At 64.8% G+C, this 17747-nt stretch carries 15 protein-coding genes; 5 read left to right on the top strand and 10 right to left on the bottom strand.

What is annotated here, in order from left to right:
- Positions 1-20: 20 nt before the first annotated feature.
- From KW83_RS09065 to KW83_RS09045, 5 genes are all read right to left on the bottom strand, one after another.
- Positions 21-1121 (bottom strand): flagellar basal body P-ring protein FlgI, encoded by a 1101-nt coding sequence (locus KW83_RS09065; protein WP_036177630.1) that lies wholly within the window; start codon positions 1119-1121, stop codon positions 21-23.
- Positions 1121-1972 (bottom strand): flagellin, encoded by an 852-nt coding sequence (locus tag KW83_RS09060; protein ID WP_161785472.1) that lies wholly within the window; start codon positions 1970-1972, stop codon positions 1121-1123. Before KW83_RS09060 ends, KW83_RS09065 begins: the two co-directional genes overlap by 1 nt.
- Positions 1973-2126: 154 nt before the next feature.
- Positions 2127-3569, bottom strand: a complete 1443-nt coding sequence (locus KW83_RS09055; RefSeq protein ID WP_036177626.1) for a FlgK family flagellar hook-associated protein — start codon at positions 3567-3569, stop codon at positions 2127-2129.
- Between the two features lie 3 nt (positions 3570-3572).
- Positions 3573-4862 carry a flagellar hook protein FlgE gene (locus tag KW83_RS09050; protein ID WP_036177624.1) on the bottom strand — a complete coding sequence of 430 codons (1290 nt, stop codon included), beginning with the start codon at positions 4860-4862 and terminating at the stop codon, positions 3573-3575.
- A gap of 71 nt (positions 4863-4933) precedes the next feature.
- Positions 4934-5710 carry a flagellar motor protein MotB gene (locus tag KW83_RS09045; RefSeq protein ID WP_036177623.1) on the bottom strand — a complete coding sequence of 259 codons (777 nt, stop codon included), beginning with the start codon at positions 5708-5710 and terminating at the stop codon, positions 4934-4936.
- A gap of 123 nt (positions 5711-5833) precedes the next feature.
- Here KW83_RS09045 and ubiG point away from each other — a divergent pair, with 123 nt between their 5' ends.
- The 3 genes from ubiG (at position 5834) to KW83_RS09030 (ending at position 9112) form a co-directional block, all read left to right on the top strand.
- Entirely contained in the window at positions 5834-6541 is a 708-nt protein-coding gene (ubiG, locus tag KW83_RS09040) for a bifunctional 2-polyprenyl-6-hydroxyphenol methylase/3-demethylubiquinol 3-O-methyltransferase UbiG (protein WP_036177622.1), read from the top strand.
- A 74-nt stretch (positions 6542-6615) separates the two neighbouring features.
- A complete protein-coding gene (locus KW83_RS09035) occupies positions 6616-7191 on the top strand; it encodes a TRAP transporter small permease subunit (RefSeq protein WP_036177617.1) in 576 nt (191 codons plus the stop codon).
- A 1-nt stretch (position 7192) separates the two neighbouring features.
- Complete coding sequence (locus tag KW83_RS09030; protein ID WP_081904534.1) at positions 7193-9112, top strand: TRAP transporter large permease; 1920 nt, start codon at positions 7193-7195, stop codon at positions 9110-9112.
- 56 nt (positions 9113-9168) lie between these two features.
- On the opposite strand, the gene KW83_RS09020 is transcribed toward KW83_RS09030, so the two are convergent.
- Both KW83_RS09020 and KW83_RS19125 read right to left on the bottom strand, forming a co-directional pair.
- A complete protein-coding gene (locus KW83_RS09020; RefSeq protein ID WP_036177615.1) occupies positions 9169-10305 on the bottom strand; it encodes a TRAP transporter substrate-binding protein in 1137 nt (378 codons plus the stop codon).
- A 244-nt stretch (positions 10306-10549) separates the two neighbouring features.
- Positions 10550-11203 carry a methyltransferase domain-containing protein gene (locus KW83_RS19125; protein WP_161785471.1) on the bottom strand — a complete coding sequence of 218 codons (654 nt, stop codon included), beginning with the start codon at positions 11201-11203 and terminating at the stop codon, positions 10550-10552.
- 379 nt (positions 11204-11582) lie between these two features.
- Here KW83_RS19125 and KW83_RS09010 point away from each other — a divergent pair, with 379 nt between their 5' ends.
- Positions 11583-14771 (top strand): glycosyltransferase, encoded by a 3189-nt coding sequence (locus KW83_RS09010; protein ID WP_051928393.1) that lies wholly within the window; start codon positions 11583-11585, stop codon positions 14769-14771.
- A 76-nt stretch (positions 14772-14847) separates the two neighbouring features.
- Positions 14848-16032 carry a sulfotransferase family protein gene (locus KW83_RS09005; protein ID WP_152563537.1) on the top strand — a complete coding sequence of 395 codons (1185 nt, stop codon included), beginning with the start codon at positions 14848-14850 and terminating at the stop codon, positions 16030-16032.
- Positions 16033-16144: 112 nt separating this feature from the next.
- Here KW83_RS09005 and KW83_RS21435 read toward each other — a convergent pair whose 3' ends face one another.
- Genes KW83_RS21435 through KW83_RS08995 form a run of 3 tightly spaced genes read right to left on the bottom strand, consistent with a single transcriptional unit; the run spans position 16145 to position 17697 of the window.
- Entirely contained in the window at positions 16145-16417 is a 273-nt protein-coding gene (locus KW83_RS21435; RefSeq protein WP_235191393.1) for an isoprenylcysteine carboxylmethyltransferase family protein, read from the bottom strand.
- Positions 16418-16420: 3 nt separating this feature from the next.
- Positions 16421-16630 (bottom strand): hypothetical protein, encoded by a 210-nt coding sequence (locus KW83_RS21430; protein WP_235191392.1) that lies wholly within the window; start codon positions 16628-16630, stop codon positions 16421-16423.
- Complete coding sequence (locus KW83_RS08995) at positions 16630-17697, bottom strand: type III polyketide synthase (protein WP_036177612.1); 1068 nt, start codon at positions 17695-17697, stop codon at positions 16630-16632. Before KW83_RS08995 ends, KW83_RS21430 begins: the two co-directional genes overlap by 1 nt.
- Between the last annotated feature and the right edge of the window lie 50 nt (positions 17698-17747).

Below are 17747 nucleotides of genomic sequence, written 5' to 3'. Positions count from 1 at the left end.
CCCCGCAGACGACGCCCGCCTCATTGCACGATAAAATCGGCATGCAGCGCACCGGCGGCCTTGATGCTTTTGAGGATATCGATCATGTCGCGCGGCGCCACGCCGAGCGCGTTGAGACCGGCGACCACGTCCGACAGCGAAGCGCTCTCCGGGACTTCGGCAAGTCCGATGCCTGGCCTTTGTTCGATCTGGGCCCCGGTGCGCGGGACGATGACCGTCTCACCCGGCGCGAAGGGGTTCGGCTGAACCACCAGCGGCGCTTCTTCGATCCGCACGGTCAGGCCGCCCTGGCTCACGGCGACCCGGCTGATGCGGACGTCCTCACCCATCACGATCGTGCCCGACCGCTGGTCGACGACCACGCGTGCGCGCCGCTCCGGATCGACGGGAATGTTTTCGATGCTCTGAAGCGCGTGGGCGGGGGACGGCGCTCCGGTCGCGGCGATGTCGAGAAGGACCGTTCCCGCATCAAGCATGACCGCGACCGATCGGCGAAGGTTCTGGTTGATCGCCTGCTCGATGCGGCTGGCCGTGGTGAAATCGGGCGTCCGAAGCGCCAGGCGGACGCTTTCAAGCGACCCGAAATCGAAGTCGATCTCCCGCTCGATCCGGGCACCCGCCGGGATCGAGCCGGAGGTGGGAACGCCCTGCGTGACAGATGCCGCATCGCCTTGGGCGACGACCCCGCCCGCAATCACGGTCCCCTGCGCGACCGCATAGATCTGGCCGTCCGCCGCGTTGAGCGGCGTCATCACCAGCGTTCCGCCGAGCAGCGAGCTGGCGTCGCCGATCGCGGAGACGGTCACGTCGATGCGGCTTCCCGCACGCGAGAACGGCGGAAGGTCCGCTGTCACGAGCACCGCGGCCACGTTCTTCGGGCGAAATTGCTCTCCTGAGACGTTCACCCCGAGTCTTTCGAGGATCGTCGACATGATCTCTTCGGTGAACGGTGCATTCCTCAGACCGTCGCCGCTTCCATTCAGACCGACGACAAGGCCGTAGCCCACAAGGTCGTTGCCGCGCACCCCGTCGAACTCCACCAGGTCCTTGATCCGGACGCCCGCCGCCGACGCGGGCAGCGTCAAGGTAAGAAAGACAAGCGCGAGCACCAGGAAGCGCATCAGAGATAGGCCGTCAGGGACAGGCGGGAGAGGCGGGCCGTCAGGGTGTAGAGCGTCTCTATCTGCGCCTCGGTCTGCTGGAGCCGCGTTGCGGTCCGGTAGGGATCGGCTCCGAGCAGATCGAGCTTCATCTGCGCAAGGCTGTCCCGTTCGGCGCTGATCCGGACGCCGACACGTTCGATGCGCTCCTGTCCGGCGCCGATCTCCGCGGCCATCGCGACGATCCCGTCGCTTGCCTTCAGCGTGCCGACCGCCGCGGCACTTGCCACACGAACACGCTGGCCCGGTTCGCCCGAAAGAACACCCATGTCCAGCACGGCCAGTTTGGCAAGAACAGCCAAGCCGTCACGCAGACGCCGGTCATCTGCCTTTTGCTGAAAGGAAACGGTTTCGCTCTGCCCGACCTGGATGTCGTCTCTCGACAAGTTCGATCCAAGGTAGTCGTTGACGTCGAACGCGCCGCCCGGTGCGAAATACGCGTCGACAGCAGCTTCGACCCCGTCCGCCGTGGTAATTCCACCAAGAGTCGCCACCACGTCCGCGAGGATGTCTTCCGCAGGCCTCACGGCAGGTCCTGTGGTGCGTGTGCCCGAAAACAGGGATTCGCCGGCTACCTGGGTGTTCAAGGTTGCCACAAAGGCGCGAAACCCCTGCCGTGCCGTCGCCGATGCCGCACTCACGGCCTGGGTATCGGAGCCGGGAAGCACACCGGCGACCGCGGATTGAAGAGTTTCGATGTGATTGGCCAGGTTGGTCATCGCCGCCTGGGCCCCGTTGGCCAGCGTCTCGACCTTCTTGCGGCTCAGATCGTAGGCGTCGAGCAGCGACAGGGACCGGTCGATCGCGGCCACCGGCCCGCTTGCGCCGCGAAGCTGCGCTACAGGGTCGGACACAAGCCCGGTGGTCAATTCCCGCCCCAGTGACTGGATGTCTCGTGTCAGCCGCGCATCGCTGCGCTGATTTACGAAGTTCCGGGCCAGGTCGCCGATCGTTGTCATCATGATCTCAAATCTCCATCAGGCGGTCGATCATGCGACCGGCCGCGTCGATGACCCGCGCGTTTGCGGCATAGGCCTGCTCCACCAGAAGAAGCCGTCGCATCTCATCGTCGGTATCCACGCCGAGCGACAGCTCGGACTCAAGCAGCGCGTCGGCCCGAGCGGCGGAAAAGGTCAGGTCGGTCTCTGCGGCGAATGATCGGCTGTCGCCTCGGGCGGAAAGTTCCACGGCCAGGCCGCCCAGCGATCTGGCCGTCGGGCCGAGCGCCGACGCGCCCGGAACCCGGGAGAGGCTCAAGGCCTCCGACAGCGCGTTCAGCAACCTGGCGTCTCCGGCCTCGCCCGGGGCGGCGGCGTTCAGCCCGTCGCGGAGCCGCCAGGTTTCGCCGCCGTTCGACGGGTCCACGGCCGCGTTTACCTGAAGGCGCTGCGCAAGCCCCGCGCTCGGGGCCGAGCCCACCGTCGCCCCCACATCCGTGAACAGACCCGGAGCGCCGGGAGGGGTCGTGGGGTCCAACGCATCGGCTTCGAGTCTTTGGCCGAGTTCCCACGCGAAGGCGTCTAGCTGTGCCTGCGCACCGGGCAGTTCCCGGTCGCGGAGATCGAAGAGCGCCGAAAGTTCGCCGCCCGCAAGCTTTCCGTCCGGCTTGGCCATGTCGATTTCGCGCCCGCCGACAAGAACCGTCCCAAGAGGCGCACCAAGACCCATGGACGGCGTCACTGCGGGCGTCGGGCTGAACGAAATTTCCACGGGCCGGGAATCGAGCAGCAGCTGCCCGTTTCCGGTTATCAGGGCGATGCGACCGTTTTCGCGCTGGATCTGGCGGATCGGCACGATGTCGGAGATCCCGTCGATGATCTGTCGGCGCTGGTCGACAAGGGGATTGATATCTCCGCCCGTCACGCTTCGCCGGGCGATCTCGACGTTCAGCTTGTCGACACGGGCAAGGCCCTGGTTCAAGCGCGCGACGGAGGACGCGATTCCGGTTTCGGCATCAAGCCGCGCGGCCTGGATAGCGGTCCCGGCCTCATTGATGCGAGAGGCGAGCGTGGCGGCTTTCTGAAACAGGCTGTCCAGACCGGAAACGGACCCGGGGTCGCTGGCCGTGGTGATGAGCGCACCCTCAAAATCCACCAGACGGGCAGAAATGCTATCATCGGACGCGGCACTTCCGATGGCGGCGACCACCTTCCCGAGCCCCGTGAGGCGGGCATCCTGCCCGGCCACCTCGGCATCGGCCATACGGCGATCCGTCGTCAGCGCGATATTCTCCCTTCGGCTGATGCCGCTGAGCCGAACGCCGCCGAAGGACGCGCTCTCCAACTCGGTCGTGCGGGAGGCGTATCCCGGCGTCAGCGCATTCGCGACGTTGGACGAGATCGTCTGCGCCGACCGGCTGGCGGCGGTCAGACCCGAGACGGCTGAGGACAGGGCAGCGGAAAGGGACATGGTTTACCGTTTCAGGTTGGTGGTTTCCTGGAGCATTTCGTCGACGGTCTGGATGATCTTCGCGTTGGACGAATACGCCCTCTGGGTCTGGATCAGCTGCGTGAGCTCGAATGCCACGTCGGTGGTGCTGGCCTCACGGGTATAGCCGGCGGTCGCCCCTACCGGCCCGTCGCCGGCATCCCACAGGAACATGCTGCCGGACTCCATGCTGATGGTATAGGTCTGGGCGTCCCGGGCGGTCAGGCCGTTCGGATTGGGAACGTCGATGACGGGAACCTGGTAGATCGGGCGCGTGAAACCGGAATCGTAGATCGCCCGGACAATCCCCTTTTCGTCAATCTCGACGCCCAGGAAATTGCCGACGGTGGAGCCGTTCTTGTCGAGTGTCGAGGGCGCAAAACTCGAATCCAGCTGAGTGATCCCGCCACCCTCGTTGGGTTTTCCGATCCCGACCGAGATGATTCCACCGCCTACGGGGACGTCGAACGCGCCCGTCGCCGGGTCGTAGCCGCCGCCGGAGACGGTGGTGACGGATGCCAGCGTCCCACCGCCGACATTGGCGTCGTTGAAGGCCAGCGTGTACTCTCCGACGACGGCGCCGCCGGAGTTGCTGTCCGTGATGGTCATCTGCCATTCATTCGCCGTGCCGGTGGGCGCGAAGGCGAAGTTCAGGGACTCTGTCTGACCGAGGTTGCCGTAGTACTCGATCGAAAGGTCGTGCGGCCCACCAGGGCTGGCGGGATCGGAGTCGTCGGACGGCAGGTTGAGCGCGATGTTCATCTCCGTCGTCGGGTTGGCGGCGAACTGGTTGTGGTAGACATTGACGGGCTGCAGCCCATCGGCGCTGTCGCGCGGGAAGCTTCTGAAGGTGCCGTCCAGGGACGCAGGCCAGCCGAGGAGCACCTTGTCGGCAGGGCTGACGAGCACGCCTTCCGCGTCCGGACGGAAGGAGCCCGTCGTCGAAAGGGCAAGGGGCCGGTTCGCCCCCTGATCTATGCCGGCGAGATCGGTGACAGGCAGAAAACCGCGCCCCTGGATCGCAATGTCCGTCGCGTTGGCCGAACCTTGCAACTGCCCTTGCTCATCGATCATTCGGGAGGTCGTCGACCGGACACCACCGGCGCTGAATCGCGCCTCTGTCCCCGAGTTGATCACCATGGAATGGAAGTCGGTGAAGCTGCGCTTGTATCCGAAAGTAGCGGAATTCGAGATATTGTCGGAAATGCTGGCCAGTTTCTGGGCATTCGCGTTCAGTCCGCTGACACCAGCGGCAAGGGATGAGGAGATCGACATGGGCAGGCCCTTTCGGTGGCGGATCGTGCGCGTCCTTTCGACCTTGTTAATCGAGCGCTCTTAACAGGCCCCTAACGCCGGGCATTTCTGAGCAGGATGAGTTCGACCCTGTCGTTGCGCACGTCCATCCTGTCGGGGTGGAGCGGCACGTTGTCGGCGAAACTGGCGGTACGTGCGATGCGCCCCTCTCCGGTCCAGCCATCGGCCAGAAGAACCCGGGCGGCCTCTGCCCGGTCACGGGAAACGGCCCAGCCGTCGCGGTCCTGGCGGACCACCGGCTGCGCGCGGACATGGCCCTGGATGGCGACGCGGTTGCTGGCCATGCGGAAGATGTCGTCGACCACCGCCACCAGTTCGTGGAAAAGCGGCGTCGGTCCGGCGCCGTCGCCTTCGAAGATCGGCGCGCCCGGTAGCGAGAAGATGTCGACCACAAGCCCTTCGTCGGTGACGCGCGTCTTGACGTGACGCAGAAGCCGGTCCGCCACGTCGCTTTCACCGGATTCAGCGTCGAACCTGGCGGCGATTTCGGCAATGACCTCCGCCTCCTGCTCGGCGCTGGCCTGTGCCACGCCATTGAGAGAGTCGGTCGCGGCCAGCGAATCGCCCGACAGCACATCCCTGGAGCCGCCCGATTCCTTTGAGATCGGGATTTCCGGACTGAAGTAGTCGGCCAGTCCCTGACGTTGGTCCTCCGTCGTGGCGCTCAGCAGCCACATCATCAAGAAGAACGCCATCATGGCCGTCACGAAGTCGGCATAGGCGACTTTCCAAGCACCGCCGTGATGTCCGGCGGCGGCGATGACCTTTTTGCGGCGAATGATCACCGGCGCTGCGTCGCTCTGGGTCATGGAACCCCTCCTCTTCCCCGGGATCACCATGACAGGCGGGTTTGAATACCGCGCTAACGCGTAAAAACGTGTTCGTTTTCCGCCGACGGCCTATCTGTCGAAAAAACGCGGAGCAGTGGCACCATGGCTGGGCGGAACGACCTGAAGATTTACGACGATGCGGCCGCCAACTGGTGGTCCGATGACATCCGGTGGGTGCGGATCCTCAAGAACATGGTGCCCGGACGGCTCAAGTGGTTCGACCGGCACATGTCGTGGGAGGGCAAGCGCGTGTTGGACCTGGGCTGCGCGGGCGGCTTCATGGCCGAAGCGTTGGCCCGGCGCGGGGCGCGGGTCACCGGGCTCGACCCGGCGGGGCAGGCGATCGAGGCCGCGCGGTCCCATGCGGCGGCCGAGGGGCTCGATATTCGCTACGACATCGGCACCGGCGAAGAGATGTCCTATGCCGATGCCAGTTTCGATGCCGTGGTCTGCGTCGATGTGCTGGAGCATGTGCGGGACCTGACCGCCGTTCTGGCCCAGGTGTCCCGGGTATTGGTGGCGGATGGAAGGTTCCTCTTCGACACGATCAACCGCAATCCCCTGTCCCGGCTTGCGGCGATCACCGTGGCCGAGGACCTGCTGCGGGTGCTGCCGAAGGGCACCCACGATCCGGACATGTTCATCACACCGGATGAGCTTGCGGCGGCGCTGGAAGCGGCGAACCTCACGCCGCGGCGCTGGAGCGGACTGGGGCCGGTCGGCCTGAACCGCCGCGGCGATCCCGTGTTCGGCCCGATCCCGCTCAGGACGGTCATCTACATGGGCGTGGCCGACAAAACGGCGCCTTGACGTTTCGGCACTATGCGCGGGATCGAGAGATTGTCAGACTGCTGAGATCAGACAGTGGCGAAAAGGATCGTTCGATGGCAGGACTACTCGCGGCCGCGCGCGGCATCGACAAGGTCAACGGATGGATCGGCCGTTGGGTGGCCTGGCTGATCCTGGCCGCCGTTTTGGTATCCGCGGGCAATGCCGTCGTCCGCAAGAGTTTCAACATCTCATCGAACGCGTGGCTCGAACTTCAGTGGTACCTGTTCGGGGCGGTGTTCATGATCTGCGCCGCGTGGACCCTGCGCGAGGATGAGCACGTCCGCGTCGACGTGCTTTCGCAGCGGCTGACGGTCCGCACCCGGGTGATGATCGACCTTTTCTGTCACATCCTGTTCCTGATGCCTTTCGCGGTGATGATGATCTACCTGTCATGGCCGTTCTTCGTGTCATCGTTGCTGTCGGGAGAGCAGTCCAGCAATGCCGGCGGACTGATTCGCTGGCCCGCGAAGCTCTGGATCCTGGTCGGGTTCCTCATGCTCGCGGCCCAGGGCGTGGCCGAGATCATCAAGCGCAGCGCCATGCTGGCGGGGCATCTGCCGCTGCCGGACGATCCCGATGCGGCCAAAGACATACCCTCCGTCGGTCAAGACGCCGCCGGGGGGCGATGAGATGATCGAACTCATCGCCCAGAACCTTGCGCCCATCATGTTCATCTCCGTTATGGGGCTTCTGGTCCTGGGCTATCCAGTGGCGCTTACCCTGGCGGCCGGCGGTCTGTTCTATTTCGTCGTCGGCGTCGGCCTGTCCGATTATTCCAGCGACATCAATCTTTTCTGGCCGCTTCTCAGGGCCATGCCGGAACGGGTCTTCGGCATCATGTCGAACGACACGCTGCTTGCGATTCCGTTCTTCACCTTCATGGGGCTGATCCTGGAACGGTCGGGGATGGCGGAGGACCTGCTCGACACCGTGGGACAGCTCTTCGGGCCGCTCAGGGGCGGGGTGGCCTTTGCGGTGGTGCTGGTGGGCGCGCTTCTGGCGGCGACCACGGGCGTCGTGGCCGCGTCGGTGATCGCCATGGGCCTCATCTCGCTGCCAATCATGCAGCGCTACAACTACAGCCCGACGGTTGCGACCGGCACTATTGCCGCCGCCGGCACTCTGGCGCAGATCGTGCCTCCTTCGCTGGTCCTCATCGTTATGGCGGATCAGTTGGGCGTGTCGGTCGGCGACATGTACGTCGGCGCGCTTTACCCCGCGCTGATCGTCATCGCCGCCTACTGTCTCTACGTGCTCGGCCTGACCGTCCTGCGGCCCGAAACCGTCCCGGCCCTGCCAGAGGAAGAGCGGCGGCTGGGCTCCGGCGTTCTGTCCTTGCTCGGGATCTTCGCCCTCGCCGTGGTGATCTATGTCGGGTCCGCCCGCCTGCTCTTTGCCGACATGATCCCGGCAACGCGGGTCGTCTTCGCGGCGACCGTCACCGTGGTCGTCTGCTACGCCATCGCGCTGGTGAACCGTTGGATGAGTTTGGGGCTGCTCTCCAGGCTTGCCGAGGAGGTGGTCATCGTTCTGATCCCGCCGCTGGCATTGATCTTCCTGGTGCTGGGCACGATCTTTCTGGGGATCGCCACTCCGACGGAGGGCGGCGCCATGGGCGCGGTGGGCGCGCTGGTCCTGGCCATCGCAAAAAGGCGGCTCGACTGGGCGACCACGCGCTCGGCGGTGGAGGCGACGGCGAAGCTGTCGGCCTTCGTCATGTTCATCCTGATCGGCGCGCGGGTGTTCGGCCTGACCTTCTATGGGGTGAACGGTCAGGTCTGGCTGGAGGAGCTCCTGCTGGGCCTTCCGGGCGGTCAGGCCGGGTTCCTGATCGTCGTGACGATCGTGGTGTTTGTGCTGGGTTGCTTTCTCGACTTCTTCGAGATCGCCTTCATCCTGGTGCCGCTTCTGGCCCCGGTCGCCCAGACGCTGGGAATCGACCTGATCTGGTTCGGCGTCATCCTGTCGATGAATCTGCAAACCTCCTTCCTGACCCCGCCCTTCGGTTTTGCGCTGTTCTACCTCAGGTCGGTCGCGCCGTCGCGGGAATGGACCGACGAAGCGACCGGAGAACAGCAACCCCGCATCCGGACCAGTGAGATCTACAAGGGCGTCCTTCCCTATATCGCCATCCAGTTCGCGCTGATCATGCTGGTCATTTCGGTGCCGTCGCTCGTCACACACTACGACGACGCCAGAGGGCAGCAATCCGTGCCGGCATCCGGGTCGGGCGTCAATGGGGGCGGATCCGACGGGCTGAATTTCGGCAATGGCGGAGCATCCGGTGCCTCTGGAGAGACGGGCGAAACTGACGGCGGTTTCAATTTCGGCAACGGCGGCTCCGGCGAAGACTCACAGAGCGGGGGTCGGTCAAGCGGCGCAGGCGGCGGTTTCAACTTCGGAGGAGGCGGAGGCGGAACCTCTGACGCAGATGATGCCGATACAATGCAGGCTCCCGCGTCGGGGGCCGAAGGCCAGACAGAGCGGCCGCGCGGTGGTCAGGACCCGGAGGGGCGAAACTCAGACGCTGGCGAATTCAACTTCAACTGAACGGAAAAAGGCTCGGGCATCAGCCCGGATCTTTCCATGCCACGCGGAGTTGATCGTTACTGATTGCCCGACGATCCGCCCCCCGATACCTGCGCCGGAAGCGCGCCGGCCTTCTGCTTGTCCTGCATGAACTGCGCAAAGGTGGATTCGGCGACCTGCTGCCACAGGAAATGTTCGTTCTGGAACGCCATCATCGAGTCGTAGATCTTGCCCCAGCCGTCTTCGCTCTGCCGCAGGTCCGAATAGAGGCTCAGCGACGCATCATATGTGGCGTCCAGAACCTCCTGCGGATAGGCGCGAAGCTGGGCGCCGTTTTCGACCAGCCGTCGCAGGGCGGCTGGGTTCTTGTAGTCGTATTCCGCCATCATCTCCGTGTTGGCGGCGCGGCAGGCGGTGGACAGAAGGCTCTTGTACTGCTGGGGCAGCCCGTCCCAGGAAGACTGGTTGACGAAGACGTTCAGGGTCAGGTTCCCTTCCCACCAGCCAGGATAGTAGTAATAAGGCGCGACTTGGTAGAAGCCGAGCTTTTCGTCGTCGTACGGACCGATCCACTCAGCCGCGTCGATCGTTCCACGCTCGAGAGCGGGGTAGATATCGCCACCGGCGATCTGTTGCGGCACCACGCCGATCTGCTCCATGACCCGTCCCGCAAGACCGGCGATGCGCATTTGCAAACCGTCCATATCCGCCAGTCCGCCGATCTCGTTTCGGAACCAGCCGCCCATCTGGGTTCCAGTGTTGCCGGCGGGCAAATACTGCAGCCCCTGGGCGTTGTAGAACTCGTTCAGCAGCTCCACCCCGTCCCCGTAGTACAGCCACGCGTTCATGCCGCGGTTGTTTAGCCCATAAGGGATGACAGCGCCCAGTGCCCAGGTCGGCGATTTCCCGACATAGTAGTAGGCCGCGGTATGGCACATCTCTACCGTGCCGTTCTGAACGGCATCGGCTGCCTGGAGGCCCGGGACGATCTCACCACCCGCGAAGACCTGAATGTCGAAAGCGCCGTCGGTGGCTTCCCGGACATAGGTGGCAACGTCCTCTGCCCCCCCGTAGATCGTGTCGAGCGCCTTGGGGAAGGATGACGTGCAACGCCACTTCACCTGCTGCGCGGATTGACCAATGGCCGGTGCGGCCAGCGTTACGGCTCCGGCGCCGCCCAGTGCAGCCGTCGTCAAGAATTTTCGGCGATACATGTCTCTCTCCCCGGTCTTTTTGTGTCGCTCAGGGCACATAGCGCGTCCGGCAAGATTTGCCAGACGCGCCCCTCCTTATCGTCGGGCGCTACGCTGGCAGCGTAAGGCCTTTTCGCGGTTGGCCTGGATCGAAGCGAATTCGTTGACCGGTACAGACAAAACAGCCCGACCGACGACAAGAGCCGTAGTGTCCGCGGCAAATCAAAGGCCAACCGGGGCCGAGACGAACGCAGCCCGCCGTGTTTCAGAGCAGGTAATCAGACTTTCGCAGTGGGAACACTGACGTGCCGTTCAGCCCGTGCCATTCCCGTTCCGGCACGTTGCTCGTGCGCAGAACGTCAGCGGAAAAGTAGTTCAGCAGGCTGTACGGCTCTGGCAAACTGAAGGCCATTCCGAGGTTCCGCGCCAGATCTTCTTTGCCGAATTTCCTGACGTGGTCGCTCTGACCGAACCTGCGCTGCGCCTCTTCGGGGCTCAGGGCCGCCAGATCCTCTTCGGACTCTCCGTGCATGAAGGGGATGCAGAGCAGGTGCAGCCCATCTGGGGTCAGAGAGCGGTGGAGATGGGCGAGCGCCGCGGTGACGTTGCAGGGGATATGCTCCATCACATGTGCGTGGAGGATCAGGTCGTATCGGTTCGACGGCAGTTGCGGGCCGTCGCTGCACAGGTCGAAGCGCTCTATTTCCGCGAACCGGAAGTTTTCCGGACAGAAATCCACCGCGCGATATTCCTTCAGGTCGAGTGAGGCCAGATAGCCGTAAAGACCCTTCTCCGGGGCAAGGTGGAAGACGCGGCGCCCGGGACCCGCGGTCCAGTCTCTGGCCAGGAAGAGCTTGATGACCCGCGTTCGCTCCAAGGACCCGCAGGCCGTGCAGCGGACGTTCTTGCGCTTGCCCATGTCGCCCCAGCTGGAGCGACCGCAGATATTGCATGTCGGCGTCATATGATGGCCCGCCCGTCGCTGATGTCCATCCGGCCGGCCGCCGGACCCGCTTTCTTCCCCCCCCCGGACGCCTTCAGCGGAGGCTGCGCACCTGTCTCGCGGTGTGGTCTAAGGGAAAACATGCGGGCTGCCAACCGCCGCCGGGAACAGGCGGAGCCCGGAATTTTGCGGCTGGAGGATGGTATCCGCCGCGCAGATTGGATAAGACGCCGTGGACGGTTTCCGAAGGCCGGTATTTGACGTTGATTGCCATCTGTTCCGTAAGATTTCAGTATTTCGGTCCGGGCGCAGCCCATGATCGCCGCAGGGCATCGCAGGATGGGCCCATGTTCCGATGACCTTGGCCGCTGGACCCCTCGACACCTGGTACGGGCGCGACGATGCGGTCCTGCTGATTTCCCGCAGTCCGCTCTTCGATCCGGACTGGTACCGCAAAACCTATCCGGACGTCGTCGTGAGCGGCATCGACCCCGCGCGACACTATCTGATGTTCGGCGTCAGCCTGGGCCGCAATCCGGGGCCAGCGTTCGACACGCTTGGATACCTCGCTGCCCATCGCGATGTGAAAAGAGCCGGGCTCAATCCGCTTTTGCACTATGAGCAAAGCGGCCGGATCGAGGGCCGGCGGATTCCCTTGCCTGACGGTTTCGCGACGAGCCCCGCCCAGGCTGTCGCTGCCTCGGGCCTGTCGAACCGCGGCTGGCGGATGACGGTCCGCGAGGCGCGCAAGGCCATGGCCCGCGTCACCGACCCGCCGTCATCAAACCCCCGCAAAATGACGGCGACCTTCGACACCGTTGCCGCACGCCGCTACGCGGCCGCCGCCGAAGCGCTCTACGATGCCGACTGCGCCGCCATCAAAGTATCGGTCGTCATGCCGACCTACAACCGCGCCGGGCTGATCGGGGCCGCCGTCCGCTCGGTCCTGACCCAGTCCCACTCCGACCTCGAACTGCTGGTCGTCGACGACGGCAGCACCGACGACACGATAGAGCGTCTGGCCCGCATTGATGATCCCCGTTTGCGTGTGTTCGAAGCCGACCACCGCGGCGTCAGTGCGGCCCGCAACGTCGCGCTGAACCATGCGACCGGCAGCGTGGTGTTCTATCTGGACTCCGACAACACCTGGACGCACGACCACGTCAAACTGATGCTGACCGGTCTGCATGTCTCCGGCGCTGATTGTGCCTATGCCGCCAGCTGCCTGGTGACCGAGACCGGAGAGCTTCTGGGCTATCGCGGTGAGCCATTCGACTGGAGAGCGTGTCTTTCGGCGAACTATGTCGATATGAACGTCTTTGCCCACCGCATCGGACTGGTGGCGGAACGCGGCGGTTTCGACGAGCATTTGCGCAGGGTCGTCGACTGGGATCTGATCCTGCGATATTCCAAGGGACGCAAGGTCGCCTACCTGCCCTATGTCGGATGCCTGTATCTCGACTCCGTGGGCGACGCGAACCGCATCACGGTCTCGCAACCGTATCTCTTCCGGAAAGTCGTGGCCCAGAAAAACCGGCTCGGACGTACCACGGCGGCCGAGACATGGGACGCGCTGTCGCTTTCCTTCGCGATCAAGATCGCCGCTCCCTATGAGAAGCGCGCCGAATGGGGAGACTTCCACTATGCCGACTCGCTGTCCGATGCGCTGAAGCGCCGGGGCCATGACGCCCGGATCGACTTCCGGGGGGATTGGAGCCTTCCGTCCGCCTGGAAGGACGATGTCGCCCTGGTGATCCGCGGGCTGGAGGGGCACCGCGCCCTGCCCAGCCAGATTACCGTCATGTGGAACATCAGCCACCCGGATCAGGTCCCCTATGAGGAATATGCCGCCTGCAACGTGGTGATGGTGGCCTCGCGATCCTATGCGGCACTGCTGTCGCTGATCCTGGAGCGTCCCGTCCACGCATTGCTGCAATGCACCGACACGGAGCGATTTCACCTGCCGCAGGACGCGCCGCCGATCGACTCGGAGGGCAGAGGGCTGTTCGTCGGAAATTCGCGGCGCGAGTACCGGCAGATGGTGCGCTGGTCCGTGGAAAACGACGTCGAGATCGACATCTACGGCACTCTGTGGGAGGGTTTCATCCCTCCGGAGCGCATCGCGGGGCAGAATGTGCCGAACACAGAGCTGTCCGCCAAGTACCGCTCCGCGCGGTTCGTGCTGAACGATCACTGGCAGTCGATGAAGGATTTCGGCTTCGTCTCGAACCGCGTTTTCGACGTGCTGGCCAGTGGCGGCCGCCTGGTTTCGGACCGCTTGCCCTCTGTGGACGCGATGTTCGGAGATGCGGTGGCGACGGTGGAGACGGAGCAGGCGTTTCTACAGGCCGTAAGCCAGCCGCTTCCGGCCGACGACACGCGCCGCGCCGCTGCCGATCACGTGGCGGAACACGAATCGTTCAACGCGCGGGCCGGGACCATCCTGGACGCTGTCCGCGAGGCGCTTCTGCCGACCGAAGCCGCTTCTGCGCTGGCGTTGGCGCCGGCACCGGATTTGGCACCGGCCGTCAGGCGCCGCACCGTCGGCCTGCTGCTTCAGAGGGGGCGGGCCTGGTGGACCAGCTCGGCCTTCATCCGCCTGATCGGACCGTTGACCACGGATCATGCGCATTCCGTCGCGGGCCTGGATCCCATCGCCCTGGACGGCCCGGACGATCCCCGACTGGATCACTGCGACATCTGCATCGTTCAGCGTGTCGCCGTTTCCGATCCGGACGACGCCGCCCGGCTGATCGACCGCCTGAGAGAGCGGAGCGTCCCGCTCTACGTGGATACCGACGACGCCTTTCACCTCCATGACGACTACCGCGCGGCCGATGCGGCCTTGCGCCGTCTGATGGATGCCGCGCAAGAGGTCTGGTTCTCCACCCCAGCACTGGCAAAGCTCTATCCCGACGTGGCCCGCAAGGCCCGCGTCCGGCGCAACGACCTGGATCCGCGATTCTGGCGCGACTATCGCAATCCGGTCAGCCCGCTTTTCACGGACGGTCCCATCCGCTTTGTTTATATGGGAACGGCCACCCATCACGCGGACCTCCAACTGGTCCTGCCCGCGTTCGAGCGTCTGGCAACCACGCATCCCGGACAGTTCATCCTGACACTCATCGGCGTGACATCGACCCCCCCCGAGGCCGAGTGGCTTGAGGTGTGCAGCCTTCCGCAGACCGCACGCAGCTATCCTGGCTTCGCGCGTTACGTGACCCGCAATCTGTCTTTCGACGTGGGTCTCGCGCCCCTTGCCCGGTCGCCCTTCAACGGCGCGAAGTCGGACGTCAAGTTTCTCGACTATTGCGCCATGGGGCTTTTGTCGGTGGTGTCCGAGGGCGAAGTGTACGGACAAGCCGTCGCGGACGGGCTTGCCATCGGCTGCGGGCCCTCGCCGGACGCCTGGTACGACGCGCTGGCCGCCATCGTTGAACGGCGGAATGACGTGGCAGAGATGCGGCGGCGCGCCGTAGAGCATCTGTGGGTCAGCCGCAACGTGCTGACGGATCCGCATCCGCTGGCCGATCTTTTGCCATGATCCGGTTCCCATCGTGCCTGGTTTGCGCTGGCGCGGCGGACGTGGCAAGAGAACCGCGCCGCAGAGGACAGCCATGATGCCATCGCCCCCCCAGACCCGGACGCCGCAGCCTGCCGCCAGCCGGCGCGTTGCGGTCCTGATCATGGGTATGCACCGCTCTGGCACGTCGGCCATTTCGGGCCTTCTCAACCGGCTCGGCTGCGACGCGCCGGCGACGCCGCTGCCGGCCGACGGCCGTAACGCCAAGGGGTTCTACGAATCCTTTCCGATCACCGATCTGAACAACCGGATCCTTGAAGCCGCCGGCACCGTCTGGAACGATTGGAGCGGCGTGAACCCGGCCTGGCTCCAAAGTCCGCGGTACGAGTATTTTGCGCAGGAAGCGTTGGCCCTGGTCGTGGCAGAGTTCGGTGCCTCGCCGCTGATCGTGCTGAAGGATCCCCGCATCTGCCTTCTCACCGCCTTTTGGGTCGATGTACTCGGCCGCGCGGGCTATGATACGCGAATGGTGTTCGCCGTGCGGTCCCCAGCGGATGTCGCGGCCTCCCTGACCGAGCGCAACGGCTTCGACACGGTTCTGGGGCGGTTGATCTGGTTGCGCTACGTACTTGAGGGTGAGCGTGCGTCACGCGATCTGCCCCGCGTTTTCGTAAGCTTCGATCGACTCCTGTCCGACTGGGCCGCAGAGGTTGCGCGGATCGAGAATGGTCTCGACCTTCGCTTGCCCCGCCGATCCGCGCTTGCCACCGCCGAGGTCGAAAGCTTTCTGACCCCCTCCATGCGCCATTTCACCTTTGCCGACGCGGATCGCGACCACCCAGAGCTGCCGTGGATACGGGACATCCAAGACGTGCTCATGACGTGGGCGCGGCATGGCGAGGATCCCGGACAGCGCACCGTCTTGGACGGGATCCGCAAGAAACTCGATGCACTGGTGCCCCTGTTCGACCCGCTGGTCCGGTCCGCGAGGGATCGCGCCGCATCCGACGCGGCGCGGGATGGCGCGAATGCGGAAATCGACACGTTGACGGAAGAGCTGACCCATCGCGCCCAGATGCTGATGGAGCGCGACCGGAAGATCGACGACTTGACCCGCGGCCTGGGCGTCATCACCAGATCCAATGAAGATCTTCGACAGGAGCTTCATACAGCCCGGATCGCCGCGGAGGCGGCCAAGGCGGAGACTCAGGCGGTCCGAGACAGCCGGTCCTATCGCTTGACATCCCCCCTCCGCCGGATCGCGACCCGCCTGAGGGGCTAGGGCGGAGAGCGCGTCGGCGTGCGGCCTGCGAAAACGGCCCGGAAGGGGAACGCAAGGGTCGCACGATCCGTGGACAGGGGTCCAAATAATGCGGAGCGACACGCAGGCGCCGTCAGGGACGGATCGCCCGGTCCTCTGCACGGATCCGGATCGTCAGAACGACAGCGTTCAGCAGCGTGAAGACCAGTGCGATCCACCATTGGCCCAGCACCAGGGGGGCGATGGCGATTTCGGTCACGACCAGCAGATAGTTCGGATGGCTGAGCCATCGGTATGGACCGCCCGCCACAAGCGGCGTGTCGGTCACGATGATCCGCGTCGTCCAGCGCCGCCCCAGCGTCGCCAGGATCCAGACCCGCAACCCCTGGAGGATCGCGAACAGCACCAGCTATATGGGACGGACGGATTCATCGTATCCGAACAGCATCAGGCACAGGATCCACGCGGTGTGCATCGCCACGATGACCGGATAGTGGCCAGGTGCGACCTCTCGCGCCCCTGCCGCCAGAAGGCGTGCGGTATTGCGACGGGCGATGACCAGTTCCGACAGGCGCTGAAGCACCAGGAACCCCAGAAACAGCGCAGCGCCGGTGGTCATCAGGAGGCCGCAGCCTCGACATGAAACGGAAGGAACGCGGCGGAGAACCCGGGCCCAAGGGCCGACGCCATCATCTGCCCTGTCGCCCCCTCGTTCAGCACCCGCTCCAGCACGAAAAGGACGGTCGGCGCGGACATGTTGCCCGCGGTCCGCAGAACCTCGCGCTCTGCCTGAAGCGCGCCCTGCTCAAGATGCAACGCGCTCTCGATCGCTGTGACGACCTTGGCTCCGCCCGGATGGCAGACGAAACGGGCGATGTCGCCGCGCGCCAGACCGGTGGCCGCAAGGGCACGATCCACCGCGCCCCCCATGTGGTCGATCACGAACCCCGGAATCGACCGGTCGAAGACGACTCCAAGGCCGGTGTCGTCCACATCCCATCCCATGATCCCCAGCGTTCCCGGCCATGTCGTCTGCGTGCCTGCACCCAGCGACACCCGTTGCCGTTCTGAGCGGAGGCCCGACAGGCACGCCGCGGCCGCCCCGTCGCCGAAGAGCACGGTGGCGATGATGTCGGCCTTCTGCAAACGGTCGGTGCGGAAGGACAGGGTGCAGGTCTCTACCACGACCAGCAGGACACGCTCTTCCGGCCGGGCAGCGGCGAGGGACTGCGCGACCGAGAGTCCGGACACGCCGCCTGCGCATCCCAGGCCGAAGACCGGGACCCGCCGGACGTCCTGCCGAAAGCCCATCTGTTCCATGGCGCGGGCTTCAAGGGTCGGTGTGGCGATGCCCGTCGAGGAAACCGTGACAATGCAATCGACATCCTCCGCACGCCAGTCCGACGCCGTCAGCGCCGCCCGGGCCGCGTCGATGAAAAGCTGCGTGGCGCCGGCGATGTAGGCGTCGTTGCGCTCCTTCCAGCCGTGGGGACTTTCGAACCACTCTATAGGAACGACGGAGTGCCGCGTTTCGATCCCCGCACTTGCGAAGGTGGACAGAAGCCGCTGAAACTGCGGATATTTCGGCCCCAGCAGGTCCTGCGCCCTGGCCTGTACGATGTCCTGGGGAAGGTCGTGGACCGGGAGGGCCGTGGCGACCCCGTGGAGAAAAACTGACACGCGCATTCCATAAACTGATGGCGGGCATGGATCATGCGCGCATCCGACCGGGACGG

The organism is Palleronia rufa, assembly GCF_000743715.1.
In the GTDB taxonomy this organism is placed as follows: Bacteria; Pseudomonadota; Alphaproteobacteria; order Rhodobacterales; family Rhodobacteraceae; genus Palleronia; species Palleronia rufa.
The sequence above is the reverse complement of the archived record's forward strand: the minus strand, read 5'-3'. Positions and strand labels throughout refer to the sequence as shown.

What these genes read in the sequence shown, in the direction of transcription:
- KW83_RS09010 (WP_051928393.1), top strand. Translation starts at nt 11,583, where the DNA reads ATGACCTTGGCCGCTGGACCCCTCGACACCTGGTACGGGCGCGACGAT.
- KW83_RS21430 (WP_235191392.1), bottom strand. Translation starts at nt 16,630, where the DNA reads ATGACCACCGGCGCTGCGCTGTTTCTGGGGTTCCTGGTGCTTCAGCGC.
- ubiG (WP_036177622.1), top strand. Translation starts at nt 5,834, where the DNA reads ATGGCTGGGCGGAACGACCTGAAGATTTACGACGATGCGGCCGCCAAC.
- KW83_RS08995 (WP_036177612.1), bottom strand. Translation starts at nt 17,697, where the DNA reads ATGCGCGTGTCAGTTTTTCTCCACGGGGTCGCCACGGCCCTCCCGGTC.
- KW83_RS09035 (WP_036177617.1), top strand. Translation starts at nt 6,616, where the DNA reads ATGGCAGGACTACTCGCGGCCGCGCGCGGCATCGACAAGGTCAACGGA.
- KW83_RS09055 (WP_036177626.1), bottom strand. Translation starts at nt 3,569, where the DNA reads ATGTCCCTTTCCGCTGCCCTGTCCTCAGCCGTCTCGGGTCTGACCGCC.
- KW83_RS09045 (WP_036177623.1), bottom strand. Translation starts at nt 5,710, where the DNA reads ATGACCCAGAGCGACGCAGCGCCGGTGATCATTCGCCGCAAAAAGGTC.
- KW83_RS19125 (WP_161785471.1), bottom strand. Translation starts at nt 11,203, where the DNA reads ATGGGCAAGCGCAAGAACGTCCGCTGCACGGCCTGCGGGTCCTTGGAG.
- KW83_RS09020 (WP_036177615.1), bottom strand. Translation starts at nt 10,305, where the DNA reads ATGTATCGCCGAAAATTCTTGACGACGGCTGCACTGGGCGGCGCCGGA.
- KW83_RS09005 (WP_152563537.1), top strand. Translation starts at nt 14,848, where the DNA reads ATGCCATCGCCCCCCCAGACCCGGACGCCGCAGCCTGCCGCCAGCCGG.
- KW83_RS09030 (WP_081904534.1), top strand. Translation starts at nt 7,193, where the DNA reads ATGATCGAACTCATCGCCCAGAACCTTGCGCCCATCATGTTCATCTCC.
- KW83_RS09050 (WP_036177624.1), bottom strand. Translation starts at nt 4,862, where the DNA reads ATGTCGATCTCCTCATCCCTTGCCGCTGGTGTCAGCGGACTGAACGCG.
- KW83_RS09065 (WP_036177630.1), bottom strand. Translation starts at nt 1,121, where the DNA reads ATGCGCTTCCTGGTGCTCGCGCTTGTCTTTCTTACCTTGACGCTGCCC.